21 protein-coding genes are annotated in these 17902 nt (G+C 42.3%); 20 read left to right on the forward strand and 1 reads right to left on the reverse strand.

The genetic code is table 11. The features are described 5' to 3' along the window. The first annotated feature begins 13 nt into the window (after positions 1 to 13). The 13 genes from ACQVGS_RS09555 to fni all read left to right on the forward strand — a co-directional run bounded on the left by ACQVGS_RS09555 (position 14) and on the right by fni (position 11966). The gene (locus ACQVGS_RS09555) at positions 14 to 457 is read left to right on the forward strand and encodes a YpbF family protein (protein ID WP_127696815.1); all 444 of its coding nucleotides are present in this window, start codon (positions 14 to 16) and stop codon (positions 455 to 457) included. Between the two features lie 85 nt (positions 458 to 542). Further along, positions 543 to 1322 carry a metallophosphoesterase gene (locus ACQVGS_RS09560; protein WP_151175112.1) on the forward strand — a complete coding sequence of 260 codons (780 nt, stop codon included), beginning with the start codon at positions 543 to 545 and terminating at the stop codon, positions 1320 to 1322. 151 nt (positions 1323 to 1473) lie between these two features. Beyond that, complete coding sequence (locus ACQVGS_RS09565) at positions 1474 to 2058, forward strand: genetic competence negative regulator (protein WP_010334765.1); 585 nt, start codon at positions 1474 to 1476, stop codon at positions 2056 to 2058. Between the two features lie 155 nt (positions 2059 to 2213). Next, a complete protein-coding gene (gene gudB, locus ACQVGS_RS09570; protein WP_044154979.1) occupies positions 2214 to 3488 on the forward strand; it encodes an NAD-specific glutamate dehydrogenase in 1275 nt (424 codons plus the stop codon). A gap of 108 nt (positions 3489 to 3596) precedes the next feature. Further along, complete coding sequence (locus tag ACQVGS_RS09575) at positions 3597 to 4571, forward strand: YpdA family putative bacillithiol disulfide reductase (RefSeq protein ID WP_024121886.1); 975 nt, start codon at positions 3597 to 3599, stop codon at positions 4569 to 4571. A 120-nt stretch (positions 4572 to 4691) separates the two neighbouring features. After that, complete coding sequence (prsW, locus tag ACQVGS_RS09580; protein ID WP_024121885.1) at positions 4692 to 5348, forward strand: glutamic-type intramembrane protease PrsW; 657 nt, start codon at positions 4692 to 4694, stop codon at positions 5346 to 5348. A 143-nt stretch (positions 5349 to 5491) separates the two neighbouring features. After that, entirely contained in the window at positions 5492 to 6406 is a 915-nt protein-coding gene (gene sleB, locus ACQVGS_RS09585; protein ID WP_024121884.1) for a spore cortex-lytic enzyme, read from the forward strand. A gap of 36 nt (positions 6407 to 6442) precedes the next feature. Next, a complete protein-coding gene (ypeB, locus tag ACQVGS_RS09590) occupies positions 6443 to 7795 on the forward strand; it encodes a germination protein YpeB (protein ID WP_024121883.1) in 1353 nt (450 codons plus the stop codon). Positions 7796 to 7888: 93 nt separating this feature from the next. Beyond that, a complete protein-coding gene (gene dgrA / locus ACQVGS_RS09595) occupies positions 7889 to 8545 on the forward strand; it encodes a cyclic di-GMP receptor DgrA (RefSeq protein WP_127696817.1) in 657 nt (218 codons plus the stop codon). A gap of 44 nt (positions 8546 to 8589) precedes the next feature. Next, a complete protein-coding gene (locus tag ACQVGS_RS09600; protein ID WP_095713192.1) occupies positions 8590 to 8766 on the forward strand; it encodes a YpfB family protein in 177 nt (58 codons plus the stop codon). Positions 8767 to 8844: 78 nt separating this feature from the next. Further along, positions 8845 to 9519, forward strand: coding sequence for a (d)CMP kinase (gene cmk, locus ACQVGS_RS09605; RefSeq protein ID WP_044155003.1), 675 nt, complete (start codon positions 8845 to 8847; stop codon positions 9517 to 9519). A 236-nt stretch (positions 9520 to 9755) separates the two neighbouring features. Beyond that, positions 9756 to 10904: a 30S ribosomal protein S1 gene (rpsA, locus tag ACQVGS_RS09610; protein WP_024121879.1), complete on the forward strand. Its 1149-nt coding sequence runs from the start codon at positions 9756 to 9758 to the stop codon at positions 10902 to 10904. Positions 10905 to 10916: 12 nt separating this feature from the next. Next, on the forward strand, positions 10917 to 11966 hold the full coding sequence (gene fni, locus ACQVGS_RS09615; protein ID WP_127696818.1) for a type 2 isopentenyl-diphosphate Delta-isomerase: 1050 nt from the start codon (positions 10917 to 10919) through the stop codon (positions 11964 to 11966). 49 nt (positions 11967 to 12015) lie between these two features. Here fni and ACQVGS_RS09620 read toward each other — a convergent pair whose 3' ends face one another. Next, positions 12016 to 12147 carry a YpzI family protein gene (locus ACQVGS_RS09620; protein WP_010334754.1) on the reverse strand — a complete coding sequence of 44 codons (132 nt, stop codon included), beginning with the start codon at positions 12145 to 12147 and terminating at the stop codon, positions 12016 to 12018. A gap of 77 nt (positions 12148 to 12224) precedes the next feature. Between ACQVGS_RS09620 and ACQVGS_RS09625 the strand changes: the two genes are divergently transcribed. The 7 genes from ACQVGS_RS09625 (at position 12225) to ACQVGS_RS09655 (ending at position 17722) form a co-directional block, all read left to right on the forward strand. After that, a complete protein-coding gene (locus tag ACQVGS_RS09625; protein WP_059336631.1) occupies positions 12225 to 12827 on the forward strand; it encodes a YphA family membrane protein in 603 nt (200 codons plus the stop codon). Continuing rightward, on the forward strand, positions 12824 to 13717 hold the full coding sequence (locus ACQVGS_RS09630) for a YIEGIA family protein (protein WP_491831487.1): 894 nt from the start codon (positions 12824 to 12826) through the stop codon (positions 13715 to 13717). The genes ACQVGS_RS09625 and ACQVGS_RS09630 overlap by 4 nt, the downstream gene beginning before the upstream one ends. Then, the gene (locus tag ACQVGS_RS09635) at positions 13714 to 13908 is read left to right on the forward strand and encodes a capping complex subunit for YIEGIA (protein WP_024121875.1); all 195 of its coding nucleotides are present in this window, start codon (positions 13714 to 13716) and stop codon (positions 13906 to 13908) included. Before ACQVGS_RS09630 ends, ACQVGS_RS09635 begins: the two co-directional genes overlap by 4 nt. A 153-nt stretch (positions 13909 to 14061) precedes the next feature. Then, entirely contained in the window at positions 14062 to 15372 is a 1311-nt protein-coding gene (gene der, locus ACQVGS_RS09640; protein ID WP_010334750.1) for a ribosome biogenesis GTPase Der, read from the forward strand. 16 nt (positions 15373 to 15388) lie between these two features. Beyond that, positions 15389 to 16426 (forward strand): NAD(P)H-dependent glycerol-3-phosphate dehydrogenase, encoded by a 1038-nt coding sequence (locus tag ACQVGS_RS09645; protein WP_103671758.1) that lies wholly within the window; start codon positions 15389 to 15391, stop codon positions 16424 to 16426. 336 nt (positions 16427 to 16762) lie between these two features. After that, on the forward strand, positions 16763 to 16966 hold the full coding sequence (locus tag ACQVGS_RS09650) for a DUF2768 domain-containing protein (protein WP_024121873.1): 204 nt from the start codon (positions 16763 to 16765) through the stop codon (positions 16964 to 16966). Positions 16967 to 16987: 21 nt separating this feature from the next. Beyond that, a complete protein-coding gene (locus ACQVGS_RS09655; protein WP_024121872.1) occupies positions 16988 to 17722 on the forward strand; it encodes a YphF family lipoprotein in 735 nt (244 codons plus the stop codon). Positions 17723 to 17902 lie beyond the last annotated feature (180 nt).

The raw sequence follows: 17902 nt of genomic DNA on the forward strand, positions 1-17902 counted from the left end.
AGGTGTGAAGCGTATGGAATCCTTATGGAACCAGCTGGACCGATTTACGGACGCGCCGACCAAACAGATGCTACAGGCGTTGGTGAAACGAAAACAAAAATACGAAAACTATGCTGCGCAATGCCGCAGGTGGCGGTGGACCTCACTCATTTGCCTGGGCTTATTATGTCTTCTAATGATGATCAAAAGTCCGGCGCCTCAGCTCATTCTTCAAGAAACGCTCAGCCATACCTTTTATTTATTTTGGATGATGGCAACTGCTTTTGCATACTGCACTTCATATTATTTTAAGAAAAAAGAAGAAAAAGCCGAGGGTGATTTCCATAAACTGAGATGTGAAATTATTCAGAAAAGCACTGATCTTTGGCCGCAGCCTGATAAATGGAAGGCGAGAGAATCTGTTTTTCAATTGATGAAGCACCAATACGATATTAATCTATATTTTGAAAGTAAATAAAATGGGGCGTTTTCTCAAACGATAGAAACGTCTTTTTTTTATTGTCCGTCTTATTGATAAGTTCTAAAAGAATGGAGAGTTTTTAATGAAGCGATCAATGAAAATTGCCGGTGCATTGGCTATTGCAGCAGCGGCAATGACGGCAAAAATGTATTCAGTGGCAAAAGGCAATCACCTAAAAATCCATACATTTACGTTATCAAAAATGAAGGGGAAGCCGCCTCTTACGATCTTTTTTATATCTGACATTCATAAACGTATTGTTGATCACGGTCTTTTAGAGGAAGCGCAGGGCCATCAGCCGGATCTGGTTATAATCGGGGGTGATTTAGCTGAGGGCGGGGTGTCCTGCTCGAGAATTGAGGAAAACGTCAGAAGGCTTGCGGGTTTGGGAGTCCCTGTCATGTTTGTCTGGGGAAACAATGATTATGAAATCAGTCAGCGGAAACTGTATGCTATATTTAAAACGCACCGTATTATTACGCTGCGAAATGAATCGGTTCCTTTTGCGTATAACGGACATACCATCACCATAGCCGGAGTGGATGACATCAGGATGGAGATGGATGATTATGAAGAAGCGATTAAAGAAATTGACGGGAACCAGGTGAACGTTCTGGTTTGCCATAACCCTGAGATCCATCAACAAATCAATGAAACTGACGGTATTGATGTTATATTCAGCGGGCATACCCATGGCGGGCAGATTCGATTTGGGAAATTTGGCCCTTATGAGCTTGGTACAACCGGTTTTGTTAAAAATGCTGCGTACCTCATCAGCAATGGGTACGGCACAACAAAAGTGCCCCTTCGTTTAGGGGCAGAGCCTGAGGCACACATCGTGACACTTGCAGCACCTGAATGACTTCCCTAAAGAGTGTGTCAATAAAAAACTGCATTGTGCTTGTCTTACTAGTGAACTCAGTGTAAACTGATAACAATTAAGAACCTATGACTCATCATCTCATATAATGTGTTATATGATTTGTGTGCAAGTAGAGGCAGGAGGGAACGTTATGCGGCTTGAGCGTCTGAATTATAATAAGATCAAAATCTTCTTGACCCTCGATGATTTAACTGATCGTGGATTAACAAAAGAAGACCTCTGGAAGGACTCATTTAAAGTCCACCAGTTATTTAAAGATATGATGAATGAAGCAAATACAGAGCTCGGCTTTGAAGCGAATGGACCGATTGCAGTGGAAGTGTATTCTCTCCAAGCACAAGGGATGGTTGTGATCGTAACAAAGAACCAAGAAGCGGATTCAGAAGAAGATGAGTATGATGATGATTACATCGAAATGCAAGTCAAGCTTGACGAGAGCGCGGACATCATATATCAATTCCATTCCTTTGAAGATATCATTCAGCTTTCTGAAAGCTTACAGCGGATCGGTATCACAGGAGGAACTGTCTACCACTATGAAGGACAGTACTTTCTGAGCCTTGAAGACTTGGGATCACAGACTGCCGAGGGTGTTGTGGCGGTCCTGGCTGAATACGGCAATCCGACAACATTAACGATTTATCGCTTACAAGAGTATGGTAAGCTCATTATGGACGGAAATGCTGTAGAGACAATCCAAACTCATTTTTCATAAGAATGGAAGAAAAACTGCTGTTTTTTACAGCGGTTTTTTTGTTAAAAAACATGGAAAAACATAACGTTTATCCTATGCATAGATCATATGAAGGTGTATACTATTCTCTGAAAGGGAGCATGTGAGAAACAGAAGATTCTAGGAGGTTAACTCAAATGGCAGCCGATCGAAACACCGGTCATACAGAAGAGGACAAACTTGATGTATTAAAATCAACCCAAACCGTAATACATAAGGCTCTGGAAAAATTGGGATATCCTGAAGAAGTATACGAACTGTTAAAAGAGCCGATGAGATTATTAACGGTAAAAATACCAGTTCGTATGGACGACGGTTCAGTCAAGATTTTTACGGGTTATCGTGCCCAGCACAATGACTCTGTCGGTCCGACAAAAGGCGGGATACGTTTTCACCCGAACGTAACTGAAAAAGAGGTGAAGGCACTTTCCATTTGGATGAGTTTAAAATGCGGTATCATTGATCTTCCATATGGCGGTGGTAAAGGCGGAATTGTTTGTGATCCAAGGGATATGTCGTTTAGAGAGCTGGAGCGTCTAAGCAGGGGTTATGTCAGAGCTATCAGCCAAATTGTCGGTCCGACGAAAGACGTGCCGGCACCGGATGTATTTACAAACTCACAAATCATGGCTTGGATGATGGATGAGTATTCAAGAATTGATGAATTTAATTCGCCTGGGTTCATTACAGGCAAACCGCTTGTGCTTGGCGGATCTCATGGGAGAGAATCAGCGACAGCAAAAGGTGTAACCATCTGCATAAAAGAAGCGGCGAAGAAAAAAGGCATCGATATTAAAGGTGCGCGAGTTGTCGTTCAAGGCTTCGGAAACGCCGGAAGCTATTTGGCAAAATTTATGCATGATGCAGGGGCAAAGGTTGTCGGCATATCCGATGCATACGGCGGACTGTATGACCCTGAAGGCCTGGATATTGATTATTTACTCGACCGCCGCGACAGTTTTGGCACAGTGACAAAGCTTTTCAACGATACCATTACGAACCAAGAGCTGCTGGAACTGGATTGTGATATTTTAGTTCCTGCCGCGATTGAAAACCAAATTACAGAAGAAAATGCCCATAACATTCAGGCGAAAATCGTTGTTGAAGCAGCAAACGGCCCAACTACGCTTGAAGGAACAAAAATTCTTTCAGACCGTGACATTCTGCTTGTTCCGGATGTACTGGCAAGCGCGGGAGGCGTAACGGTTTCTTATTTTGAATGGGTTCAGAATAACCAAGGCTTCTACTGGGGCGAGGAAGAAGTAGAAGAGAAATTAGAAAAAATGATGGTAAAATCATTCAACAATATTTATGAAATGGCCAACAACCGAAGAATCGACATGAGACTTGCCGCTTATATGGTAGGCGTGCGTAAAATGGCGGAGGCTTCGCGCTTTAGAGGCTGGATATAAGTTGATGATTTGCATAAAAAATAAAAATCTCCTATGATAAAATAGGAGATTTTTTTATTTGGAAATAGAAAAATGTGAATCGAATGCCAATCGCAGGAGTTGACGGAAATGATTGAAGAAAAAGCAATAATTATTGGCGGAGGTCCTTGCGGGTTATCTGCGGCCATTCACCTAAAACAAATTGGCATTGATGCCCTCGTCATTGAAAAAGGCAATGTCGTTAACAGTATTTACAATTATCCGACGCATCAAACCTTTTTCAGCTCAAGTGAAAAGCTTGAAATCGGTGACGTGGCATTTATTACCGAAAACAGAAAGCCTGTCAGAATTCAGGCTTTGTCGTACTACAGGGAAGTCGTGAAGCGGAAAAAGATCCGTGTGAATGCATTTGAAATGGTGCAAAAAGTGACAAAAGCAGAAAACAATTCATTTGTTATCGAAACGTCAAAAGAGACGTATTCAACACCATACTGCATTATTGCCACAGGCTATTATGATCATCCAAACTATATGAACGTACCCGGTGAGGATTTGCCGAAAGTATTCCATTATTTTAAGGAAGGACATCCGTATTTCGATAAAGACGTCGTCGTTATCGGCGGGAAAAATTCAAGTGTAGATGCTGCGCTTGAACTCGTAAAATCAGGAGCGCGTGTCACCGTTTTATACAGGGGCAATGAATATTCTTCTAGCATTAAGCCATGGATTCTGCCAGAATTCGAATCTTTAGTAAGAAACGGTACAATCCGAATGGAATTTGGCGCTTGTGTAGAAAAAATCACTGAAGATAAAGTCGTTTTCCGCTCCGGCCAGCAGGAACTGATTACCATTAAAAACGACTTTGTATTTGCCATGACGGGTTATCACCCTGATCATCAATTTCTGAAAAAAATCGGTGTGAAAATCGATGAGGAATCAGGACGTCCGTTTTTTAATGAAGAAACGATGGAAACCAATGTGGAAGGCGTTTTTATTGCAGGGGTCATCGCTGCCGGAAACAATGCAAATGAAATATTTATTGAAAACGGAAGATTTCACGGCGGCCACATCGCAAATGAAATCGCAAAAAGAGAAGATAAGTGAAAAGAGGAGAGCATATGAAGGATTCGTATGCTCTTTTTGTTTTTTTAAGGGCAGACAGATGTAAATTCATACACAACATGGTAGGATAGACATAGGAATATAAAGGAAAGAGGTTGCCTGATGTTTGCAATCATCTCTGCAGGAATTGCTCCCGGCATCGCGCTGTTAAGTTATTTTTATTTAAAAGATCAGTATGATAATGAACCTGTACATATGGTGCTTCGGTCATTTTTTCTTGGGGTTGTTCTTGTATTTCCCACCATGTTTATCCAGTATGTGCTTGAAAAAGAGAATGTGGGAGGCGGAAGCTTTTTTGTTTCTTTTTTGTCTTCTGGCTTTTTGGAGGAATCATTAAAATGGTTCATTTTAATGATCAGTGTTTACCCGCACGCCCACTTTGATGAACATTATGACGGAATTGTATACGGCGCAAGTGTATCGCTTGGTTTTGCGACACTCGAAAATATTCTTTATTTAATCGGTCATGGCGTGGAGCATGCGTTTGTCAGAGCGCTGCTGCCCGTTTCATGCCATGCCTTAATTGGAGTGATTATGGGGTTTTACCTAGGGAAAGCGCGTTTTTCCGCTGAAAAAGCACGTGTAAAATGGCTTTTCCTTTCGTTGGCCGTACCTTCACTTTTACATGGGTCGTATGACTTTATCCTGACAGCCCTCAGTAATTGGATCTATTACATGTTTCCATTTATGTTATTTTTATGGTGGTTTGGTTTGCGAAAAGCAAAAAAAGCCCGTTCCGTCAATATGATGCAGATATAGAAGAGCCGCACAGCGATAGTGCGGCTTTTTGATTTGCTGAAATTTTTAAGCTGTGAGGGATAAGAAGGAAAGAGTGTATAAAAATAACCTCGTTACAGAAAATACGATTACACTCAAAAATTTGCTGTAGGAGGCTTGAAAAGATGAAGTCCAAAGGATCGATTATGGCATGTCTCATCTTATTTTCCTTTATAATTACGACGTTTATCAATACTGAAACAATTTCAGCCTTTTCTAATCAAGTCATTCAAAGAGGGGCAACAGGGGACGATGTGATCGAGCTGCAGGCGCGTCTTCAATATAACGGATATTATAATGGGAAAATTGACGGGGTTTATGGATGGGGGACATACTGGGCAGTACGGAACTTTCAGGATCAATTCGGCTTAAAAGAGGTAGACGGTCTGGTCGGAGCCCAAACCAAACAGACCTTGATATCTAAGTCTAAATATTACCGTGAATATGTCATGGAGCAGCTTCAAAAAGGAAATAAATTCACGCATTACGGAAAAATACCGCTGAAATACCAAACGAAACCGTCAAAAACAGCGACTCAAAAAGCAAGGCAGCAAGCAGAGACGCGGCAGAAACAGCCTGCTGAAAAAATAACACAGCAGCCGCAAGCGAATAAACAGCAAAACAACAACACGCCTGCAAAAACCAGAAAACAGGATGCGGTTGCAGCTAACATGCCGGGCGGTTTTTCCAATAATGATATTCGGCTGCTTTCTCAAGCGGTTTACGGGGAAGCGCGTGGCGAGCCGTACGAGGGACAGGTTGCTATTGCAGCAGTTATCTTGAATCGTTTAAACAGTCCGTTATTTCCAAATTCAATAGCAGGTGTTATTTTTGAACCGCTTGCCTTTACAGCGGTGGCTGACGGACAAATTTATATGCAGCCGAACGAAACAGCAAGAGAAGCAGTATTAGACGCCATTAATGGCTGGGACCCTTCCGAGGAAGCGCTGTATTACTTTAATCCGGATACAGCTACCAGCGCGTGGATTTGGGGGCGCCCGCAGATTAAGAGAATCGGTAAACACATTTTCTGTGAGTAGCAGGACATAAGAAAGCATAAAAATGAGGTGTGATAAATGATCAGAGCTATTTTAATCGCAGTGCTAGGTATTGCAATTGTCGGTACTAGTTACTGGGGATACAAAGAGCACCAGGAAAAAGACGCTGTCCTTCTTCATGCTGAAAATAACTATCAGCGGGCGTTTCATGAGCTCACCTATCAGGTAGACCAGCTGCATGATAAAATTGGTGCAACGCTTGCCATGAACAGCAAAAAATCACTGTCCCCCGCATTGATAGATGTTTGGAGAATTACATCAGAAGCCCATAACAGTGTCAGTCAGCTGCCGCTTACATTAATGCCGTTTAACAAAACGGAAGAGCTGTTATCCAAGATCGGCGATTTCAGCTATAAAACGTCAATCAGAGATTTGGATCAAAAACCGCTCGACGAAAAAGAGTATACTTCGTTAAATAAGCTTTATCAGCAATCAGAAGATATACAAAATGAACTGCGCCACGTTCAGCACCTTGTCATGAGCAAGAACTTGCGCTGGATGGATGTAGAGATGGCGCTGGCCTCTGATGAAAAACAGAGTGATAACACGATCATCAACAGCTTTAAAACGGTTGAAAAAAATGTTGGATCCTTTGCATCAGGAACAGATCTTGGGCCAAGTTTCACCAGCACCAAAAAAGAAGAGAAGGGTTTTGCCCATCTGAAGGGAAAAGAAATTTCTGCACAGGAAGCCAAACAAATTGCCCAACGCTTTGCACCTGATGACAATTATGCAATCAAAGTGATAAAGAGCGGAAAAAAAACAAACCGTGACGTCTACAGTATCAGTATGAAAGATCCTGATCATAAAGCAGCGATATATATGGATATTACAAAAAAAGGCGGACACCCGGTTTATTTAATCCAAAACAGAGAAGTGAAAGATCAGAAAATCAGCTTGAATGACGGATCGAATCGAGCCCTTGCTTTTCTAAAGAAAAACGGATATGAAACAAAAGATCTGGAAATCGATGAAAGTGCGCAATACGATAAAATCGGTGTATTCTCATATGTTCCAATAGAAAATAATGTCCGGATGTATCCAGAAGCCATCCGTATGAAAGTTGCCTTGGATGACGGCGAGGTTGTCGGCTTTTCAGCACGAGATTTCTTAACATCCCACAGAAAAAGAGACATACCAAAGCCGGCTATCTCTGAACAAGATGCGAAAGCAAAATTAAACAAAAGTGTAGAAGTGAGAGAAACAAGGCTTGCTGTGATCACAAATGAATTAGGACAGGAAGTATTATGCTATGAAATGCTTGGTACGATTGAAAATGATACATTCAGAATGTATATAAATGCTAATGACGGAACGGAAGAGAAAGTTGAAAAACTAAAAAATGCTGAACCTATATATAAAGACCTATAAAAACTAGGAGGAAAGGACTAAAAGTCTTTTCCTTTTTTTCATTACATGATTTAATAAAAAAGTGAGTATATTGAATGCGAAAGAGTGAAGTCAATGATAGAGATTGGGGAAACTGTACACTTAGAATACATAGAAGAAAATGATTTAAAAATAGCAAAGAGCAAAGCCGTGAGTATAGAAAACGGAGAGCTCCTGATCGCATATCCGGTTGATGTAAACACAGGAAGAACCGTGATTTTACATCATGATACTGAAGTAACGGTAGAGTTTGTCGGTAAAGACGAAGTGCCTTACCGCTTCTCAAGCCGAATTAAGGGAAAAGTGACGGACAAGCTTCAAATGATCTGCCTTGAAGTGCCTCCCCGTGAAAAAATGAAGCGAATTCAGCGCCGGCAATATGTAAGAACTGACGCGGTATTGGATGTGCTTGTCGAGCCGGCAGATGAAAAAGACGGGTTTCATACACTCTCGTACAATATCAGCGCCGGCGGTATTGCTTTGATTGTGACAGATGGCTATTCTTTTCAGCACGGGGATACGCTGCGCCTGTTCATCAGCCTTCAGGATGAGGAAAAAACGCATCAAATAGAGGCTGACGCGGTTGTCAGGCGTGTGTTTAATGATTCAAAATCAGGCAAACGTAAAATGACCTTGGAGTATTCGGAGATTTCATCCGGTAATCAGCAGCTCCTTCTTCAGTATTGCATTCGCCGCCAGTTAAACAAGAGAAGAAAGGGACGATTGGAATAAACATCGGCAAACACTTCCATACTATTTGTGATGGAGGTGGGCCGATGAAGACCTTTGAACGGCTGCTGCTCAAATTATTGTTCATTCAGGCAGTGATTTTAATTGGTATCCAGTTTCTTTTTCACTATCAGCATATTGAACCTTATGTCTCAAAAGTGATTCAATATGAAGGGGTGGATAAAATGGAAGTTAATGATTGGGTAGAAACCTTCAAACATTAATTATTCATGAATTTTTCACCCTTTTTCATAAAGTTCATGATACAATCCATAGAGGAGAAAAGAGCAAGGAGAGGAATTATGGAAAAGAAATTATCGATTGCGATCGACGGCCCGGCTGCTGCGGGGAAAAGCACCGTTGCCAAAATTGTGGCTGAGAAAAAATCGTACATATATATTGATACGGGAGCGATGTATCGGGCCATTACATATGTGGCTTTACAAGAAAAAGTTGATTTGACAGATGAAGCAAAATTGGCTGAGCTGTTAAAGCAAACCGATATTGAGCTGATTACAACAAAAGAAGGACAAAAGGTGCTTGTCAACGGCACAGATGTGACTGAGGACATCAGAAAAGACGAGGTCAGCAATCAAGTCTCAATTGCTGCCAAGCACAGAAGCGTCAGGGAAGAAATGGTGAAACGCCAGCAGCAGCTCGGGGAAAAAGGCGGCGTTGTCATGGACGGACGTGATATCGGAACTCATGTGCTTCCAAATGCCGAAGTGAAGATCTTTCTTTTGGCATCTGTTGAAGAGAGAGCGAAACGCCGTTATGAAGAAAATGTAAAAAAAGGCTACGATGCCAACTACGAAACATTAATTGAGGAAATTGCAAGAAGAGATAAACTCGATTCAGAGCGCGAAGTTTCTCCGCTTCGAAAAGCAGATGACGCGCTTGAAATCGACACGACTTCTCTCTCCATTCAGGAAGTTGCTGAAAAAATCCTTGATGTAGTGGAGCAAAAGTCCCGCTGATACCGGCGGAGGCCACTTTTTTTGAATTTTTCAACAAAGAAAGAATGTTATTGCTTGACAAACCTGTCCTTTTATTAGAAGTTAATACTAATAAAACTTTTTATTGATCATTCAAAATCTTTTTTGGATGATTCTTTAATACATATTCGGCTAAAAGCGGACATGCATGATACGTGTTCAGCTTTCAAACCGTTTTTAATTAAGCTGTGTAGGTTTGGACCAAGGAGGTTATTCAAATGACAGAGGAAATGAATCAAATTGATGTTCAAGTACCAGAGGTTGGAGATGTAGTAAAAGGGATTGTGACAAAGGTAGAGGACAAGCATGTGGATGTTGAAATTATCAATGTCAAACAGTCCGGTATTATTCCAATCAGTGAATTATCAAGTCTTCATGTAGAGAAAGCATCGGATGTCGTAAAAGTAGACGACGAGCTTGACCTGAAAGTAACAAAAGTGGAAGACGATGCTTTGATTTTATCTAAACGTGCTGTTGATGCAGACCGGGCTTGGGAAGACCTTGAGAAAAAATTTGAAACAAAAGAAGTGTTTGAAGCTGAAGTGAAAGATGTCGTAAAAGGCGGTCTAGTCGTTGATATCGGCGTTCGAGGCTTTATTCCGGCATCACTTGTAGAAGCGCATTTTGTAGAAGATTTTACCGACTATAAAGGAAAAACACTGTCTCTGCTCGTAGTAGAGCTTGACCGTGATAAAAACCGCGTCATCCTTTCACACCGTGCGGTTGTTGAAAGTGAGCAGGCGAATAAAAAACAAGACCTTCTTCAGTCTCTAGAAGTTGGAAGTGTGCTCGATGGTAAAGTGCAGCGCCTGACTGACTTTGGCGCGTTTGTTGATATCGGCGGTATCGACGGGCTTGTGCACATTTCACAGCTTTCCCACTCCCACGTTGAAAAGCCGTCTGATGTTGTGGAAGAGGGACAGGAAGTGAAAGTGAAAGTATTATCGGTTGACCGGGATAATGAGCGTATTTCTTTATCTATTAAAGAAACTCTGCCTGGGCCTTGGAGCCAAATTGGGGAGAAGGTCAAGCCGGGTGATGTGCTTGAAGGAAAGGTTCAGCGCCTCGTGAGCTTCGGTGCGTTTGTTGAAATTCTTCCTGGCGTAGAAGGTCTCGTTCATATTTCTCAAATTTCTAATAAACACATCGGCACGCCGCATGAAGTCCTTGAAGAAGGACAGACTGTAAAAGTGAAGGTTCTTGATGTGAATGAAAATGAAGAGCGCATTTCATTAAGCATGCGTGAGCTTGAAGAAGCTCCTAAAGCCGATCAAGAGGATTACCGCCAATATCAGGCGAAGGAAGAAACAAGCACTGGCTTCCAGCTTGGAGATCTGATCGGAGATAAGCTTAATAAACTAAAATAATTGGTGATAAACGTGACTCGAGCAGAACGGAAAAGAGAACACATCAATCATGCCCTGTCTACCGGCCAAAAGCGGGAGACGGGTCTTGATGATATTACGTTTGTTCATGTCAGTCTGCCCGATCTTGCATTAGAACAAGTAGATATTTCCACAAAAATCGGCGAACTTTCAAGCAGTTCGCCGATTTTTATCAATGCAATGACTGGCGGCGGCGGACAACTTACATATGAAATTAATAAGGCGCTTGCTAGAGCAGCTCGTATAGCTGATATTCCTCTCGCTGTCGGCTCACAAATGTCGGCGTTAAAAGACCCGTCTGAACGCTATTCGTATGAAATCGTCCGAAAGGAAAATCCGAATGGGCTGATTTTTGCCAACTTGGGCAGTGAGGCGACAGCTCGTCAGGCGAAGGAAGCTGTCGAAATGATTAAGGCGGATGCGTTGCAGATTCACCTGAATGTGATTCAGGAAATTGTCATGCCTGAAGGCGACAGAAGCTTTAGCGGCGCTCTTTCCCGTATTGAACAGATCTGCAGCGAAATCAAAGTGCCTGTCATAATAAAAGAAGTAGGCTTCGGAATGAGCAAAGAATCAGCAAGAAAGCTGTATGAAGCTGGTGCGGCAGCTGTTGATATCGGCGGTTACGGAGGGACAAATTTCTCGAAAATAGAAAATCTCCGAAGACAGCGGAAGATCACTTTTTTCAACTCATGGGGGATTTCAACAGCAGCGAGCCTGGCGGAAATCCGCTCTGAGTTTCCCGGTAAAACAACGATTGCGTCCGGCGGCCTTCAAAATGCGCTTGATGTCGCGAAGGCGATAGCTCTTGGGGCTTCCTGTACCGGAATGGCAGGGCACTTCTTAAAAGCGCTGACTGAAAAAGGCGAAGAAGGGCTGCTTGAAGAGATTCAGCTGATCCTAGAGGAATTAAAAATGATTATGACTGTGCTTGGCACCAGTACGATTTCTGATTTGCAAAGGGCTCCTCTTGTCATAAAAGGTGAGACTCATCACTGGCTGACTGAGAGAGGCATTCATACTTCCAATTACAATGTGCGTTGACAGCTGTATAAGAAAAGCCCAAAACGGTGTGAGTTTTGGGCTTTTTGTATTATGATTTACGCTTTTTAAATTTGCCGTTTTGTTCAAGGCTGGTGGCTCCGTCATAGTGAATCGATTGGTCCCGGTCTGATTCCACTCTGCCCGAAGCCTTGAGTTTTTTCTCCTGTCTGTCTTTTCCCATGATCATTCTCCTTTACGTGAAGCGGTTTGTTTAAAAAAAGTGTTTAGACTCCATACTGGGAGTATGGAGGAAGCGAAATGGAACAATTTTATTATTATTGGTCAATGTGGTTTTTGTGGGTGCTGACAACCTTTATTCTTGGAAAGACGAAAAGGCGCTTTGCCGTCTCAGTATTTATTTTGACTAATATCATCTTAAGCATACATCACTTTACTTTATATTTTTCTCTGAATGCAGCGTACGTAATGTTTCTCGTTTGCGGGTGCGTCTATGCCGGATATTTAGGGATGTATAAACGATTTCGCTATATCATGGTGCACCTGACGCTTGTTTCCGGGTATGCGTTTGTTTATCTTTTTGCATTATATGATCCGGTTTGGTTCATCATAAAACCTGAGTGGACCGCTGTTGTATTATGTGTGCTTTTGACTGCTTCTGTTGAAAGGGATTTTCAGATGCAGCTTGCCTTATATGTTCTAGGAATGTGCCAAGGTGAACTGGTGTATTCTTTTGTCATTCAACAATTGGCAGGGCATACGGCTGTCGGAGGTTTTCAATGGCTTAACGCGTGCTCTGCGGGAACGATATTGCTGTTTGGCATATCAAAGTATGAACAGCTCGCCAGTCAAATTGGCCAGAGAGGCAAAAGATCAAACAAAGGAGCTACTAAAATGTCATGAGTGATTACATCTATCCGATTATTGCGGGGGTCGTAGCAGGAGTCGCCACAAGGCTGTATATGCTGAAAACAGATTACCGTCAGTATCCGACCTATATTCACGGAAAAGTCATTCATATTGCACTTGGGCTTATTGCGGCAGGGTTAGGGGCCATTATTATGCCTGCGCTATTACAGGAGGAGTTTACGGCCATCACGTTTTTGACACTTGCAGCCACTCAATTCAGAGATGTCAGAAATATGGAGCGGAATACGCTGACACAAATGGATTCGTACGAACTTGTCTCAAGAGGAAGCACTTATATTGAAGGAATCGCCATTGCGTTTGAAAGCAGAAATTATATCGTAATTTTTACTGCTCTTTTGACAACATCGGCGTACGTGTTTTTCTCAATCTGGGCTGCTGTCATCACCGCTGTTGTTTGTTTTTTGTTAGCAATGAAATTTATGTCCGGCAGTGTATTGAAAGATATTGTCGATATTGAGTACATAGAGCCTCACTTCGAAGGGCCGGGTCTGTTTGTAGATAATATTTATATGATGAACATCGGACTTCCGGAGAAACAGGAGCTGATTTTAAAGCATGGCATGGGGTTTATTTTAACCCCTAAAAATTTTAATTCAGCTGCAACCATTGCCAACCTGGGTCAGCGCCAGGCCATTTTATTTGATGTCTCCAATGTGCTGGGGGTGTATCGGGACTCAGGAGAGCCGTCCCTGACGCCAATCGCGAAAAGGGATCTTAATGACGGAAGAGTGGGCGTTTTTGTCCTGCCGCAAATTCATCACCCGGAAACAGCTGTTCAGATTATCAGTAATGTTCCGACCTTGGAAAACGCAATCAGAATGCCTACGGAATTTATCAAAAAACAGGATAGGGTGATAGGATGAGTGAATCGCTGACGAAAGTGATTTTGTCTGTTATCACGACAAACCGGAACCGTGCTTCAGGAGGGACACCCATCTTTTTTTGTAATGACCAAAAAGAGATGGAGCTTTTCGCTAAAAACCTTGAGGCAATCCTCGACGGAATTGCCCATAGAATTGGGGAAGATGTTTATTTGATCGTGAAACATTTTTAAGAATAGTTGTGATCCCAGTAAAAACTGATATAATAAATGAGTTAAGCCCTTCCTCTGAAGGGTTTCTTTTCATAAAAGTGAATGAGATGATTTAAATAACCGGTTGAGAATTTATGTAAAAATGAAAGCGGCTGGATCGAAAGGAAGGGTACTATGGGTAAACCTGTCGTAGCCATTGTCGGGAGACCGAATGTAGGAAAATCCACAATCTTTAACCGGATTGCGGGTGAAAGAATTTCAATAGTAGAAGATACCCCTGGTGTGACAAGGGATCGGATATACAGCTCGGCTGAATGGCTGAATTATGATTTTAATTTGATTGATACGGGCGGTATTGATATCGGTGATGAGCCGTTTCTAACACAGATACGCGAGCAGGCCGAAATCGCCATGGATGAAGCGGATGTCATTATTTTTATGGTGAATGGCCGTGAAGGTGTGACTGCTGCTGATGAAGAAGTAGCGAAAATTTTGTACCGCACGAAAAAGCCTGTTGTTTTAGCGGTAAATAAACTGGATAACACAGAAATGAGAGCGAATATTTATGATTTTTATTCGCTGGGCTTTGGTGAACCGTATCCGGTTTCAGGAACACACGGGCTGGGACTCGGTGATTTATTGGATGCCGCAGCGGAGCATTTTAAAAATATCCCTGAGACAAAATACGATGATGAAGTCGTTCAATTTTGCCTGATCGGACGTCCGAATGTAGGGAAGTCTTCTCTGGTAAACGCGATTCTTGGCGAAGATCGTGTCATTGTGAGTAACGTGGCAGGAACAACAAGAGATGCCGTTGATACAACATTTACTTATAACCAGCAGGATTTTGTCATTGTAGACACTGCCGGCATGAGAAAAAAAGGTAAAGTGTATGAAACGACTGAAAAGTACAGCGTGCTGCGGGCGCTGAAAGCCATTGACCGCTCTGAAGTTGTTGCGGTGGTGCTTGACGGTGAGGAAGGCATTATCGAACAGGACAAGCGAATCGCGGGTTATGCACATGAAGCAGGCAAGGCTGTCGTGATCGTAGTAAATAAATGGGATGCTGTTGACAAAGATGAAAGCACGATGAAAGAATTTGAGCAAAATATCCGCGACCACTTTCAATTTCTTGACTATGCACCGATTCTGTTCATGTCAGCATTAACGACAAAACGGATTCATACGCTCATGCCTGCAATCATTAAAGCAAGTGAAAATCACTCACTTCGTGTCCAGACGAATGTCTTAAATGACATCATTATGGATGCTGTGGCAATGAATCCGACACCGACTCATAACGGGTCGCGCTTGAAAATTTATTATGCGACTCAAGTTGCGGTGAAGCCGCCGAGTTTTGTTGTGTTTGTAAACGATCCGGAACTGATGCATTTTTCATACGAACGATTTTTAGAAAACCGAATCAGAGACGCGTTCGGTTTTGAGGGGACACCAATCAAAATATTTGCAAGAGCTAGAAAATAAAAAGGTGTGAATCAAAATGAAAAAAGTAACAATGCTTGGAGCAGGGAGCTGGGGAACCGCGCTGGCTTTGGTTTTAACCGATAACGGAAATGAAGTATGCGTTTGGGCTCACCGTGCAGAGTTAATACATCAAATCAATGAGCTGCATGAGAATAAAGACTATTTGCCAAATGTTAAGCTGCCTACAACTATGAAAGGGACAACCAATATGAAAGAAGCTGTGTCAGACGCAGATTTCATCATAGTTGCTGTTCCGACTAAAGCGATTCGGGAAGTGTTGAGACAGGCAGTGCCTTTTATGACGAAAAAAGCAGTTTTTGTTCATGTGAGTAAGGGGATAGAGCCGGATTCGCTCCTGCGTATTTCTGAAATTATGGAATTTGAGCTCCCGAGTGATGTCAGAAAGGACATTGTCGTGCTCTCCGGGCCGAGCCATGCTGAAGAAGTAGGACTCCGGCATCCGACAACCGTCACTTCCTCTTCAAAGAGCATGCAGGCTGCAGAAGAGGTGCAGGATCTGTTTATAAACCACAATTTTCGGGTGTACACAAATCCTGACATTATCGGTGTAGAAATCGGAGGCGCTCTGAAAAATATTATCGCCCTTGCTGCTGGAATCACAGACGGCTTAGGATACGGCGATAATGCCAAAGCTGCTTTGATTACGCGGGGTCTTGCTGAAATTGCGAGACTCGGCACAAAAATGGGCGGGAATCCGCTAACGTTTTCCGGATTGACAGGTGTCGGAGACCTGATTGTTACGTGCACAAGTGTTCACTCCAGAAACTGGCGTGCCGGCAATTTACTCGGAAAAGGGTACAAGCTTGAGGACGTTCTCGAAGAAATGGGAATGGTCGTTGAGGGAGTGCGCACGACAAAAGCGGCTTACCAGCTTTCAGAAAAATATCAGGTGCAAATGCCGATTACAGAAGCCCTTCATCAAGTTCTGTTTAATGGACAAAAGGTAGAAACCGCTGTTGAATCCTTAATGGCGAGAGGGAAAACCCACGAGATGGAGGACTTGGTGAATACATTTGATAACCAAGTTAAATAAAAGTGTCAACGGAATAGAATTCCGCATATTCTAATTGCACGAAAGCCCGAAACACAGAAGAATACCCATGCCTTGGGATCTCCTGAAACATTTTGCCGATTTAGGCAAGAGAGGATGCATCTGTATGCAAAGTCGCATACTATAGCATCGAAGTCCAAGAGAGTGTTTCTTAAACGTAGGTGAATATAGTCAATTTGACTGAAGCAAAGTCCCCCTCTTTGCTTCAGTTTTTTTATTCTATCAAAGGATGGAAAATCTGGTTGATCTTTTCAAGCGCTGTATATTAAAATAAAATGTAACGCTTACAAAACAAATGTCGGAGGGGGCGCGGGTCATTTGAGTCTGGCATTGATCAAAATGTGGTTTGCCCTTGGTTCCATGGGGCTGATGTTTCTGGCCGTAGCATGCATCTATTTAAGCCGTTTTAAATGCCGAAACCGTTTTCTGAAGATTGCAGTTTCATCGTTTGCTTACATGTGTGTATTGATTTCAGGAATTATTGTATTTGTGGTGGTATTCAGCGGCCCTGTTAATGAATAAAGCTGTAAAAGGAAGTGCTGTATGGGTAAACTGAAGTGCGCTATGATTTTTGTAGCAGTGATTTTCTTATCTGGATGTTTATATCCACATGAGCGGAAAAGCAGTGTACAAGCCACTCCATATCAGGACCAATTAAAGCTGGTTCAATCAGCCGTTGATGAATTTCAAAAGGCAAACGGAGGACTGCTTCCGATTCAAACAAAAGATATGTCAACACCGCTTTATCAAAAATATCCGATAGATTTTAACCGTTTAGCGCCGAGATATATGGCTGAACCTCCAAGCACGGCATATGAAAGCGGCGGAGACTATCAATACGTGCTTGTCGATGTAGAGAATAATCCGACTGTTAAACTGATTGATGTAAAGATGGCGGAAAAAATACGTGATATCAAATTACGCGTTCAAATGTACCGCCAAGAACATAAATATCCGCCATATCAGGATGTATTAGCGCGTGACTTGTTTACGCTTGATGGGAAAAAACTAGGGGAGGCTGACTCTCTTTCTGTCACAAGCCCAATCTCAGGAAACTCCCTGCCGCTTATGATTGACGGAGACGGAGAAATTTATGCCGACTATCGGACAGAGCTCGTTTCCTGTCTCAAAAAAAGCAAAAAAACTTTTAAACCCGGCACGGAAATACAGGACATAATATGGGAAGAGACGCCTTTCGTCCCCGCATTTTCAGTGAAATATACCGTTAATGACAAACAAGAACCTGTTTTTTTAGAAAATGATATAAAAAAGGAATGAACCTTTCTCCCTTGCATACAAATAGGGAGAAAGGTTTTTTTATACTTTAATAGATTAAGGATGGAAAATTTTCTAAAGATGTCATATTGAAATAGGACAACGTCATACACATATAGTGTCCTGTGTTTGATTGAAAAAGGTTAATAAAATTGATAAGGATAGGAAGTCCGGGAGGGGATC

Source organism: Bacillus sp. SD127 (assembly GCF_058566445.1).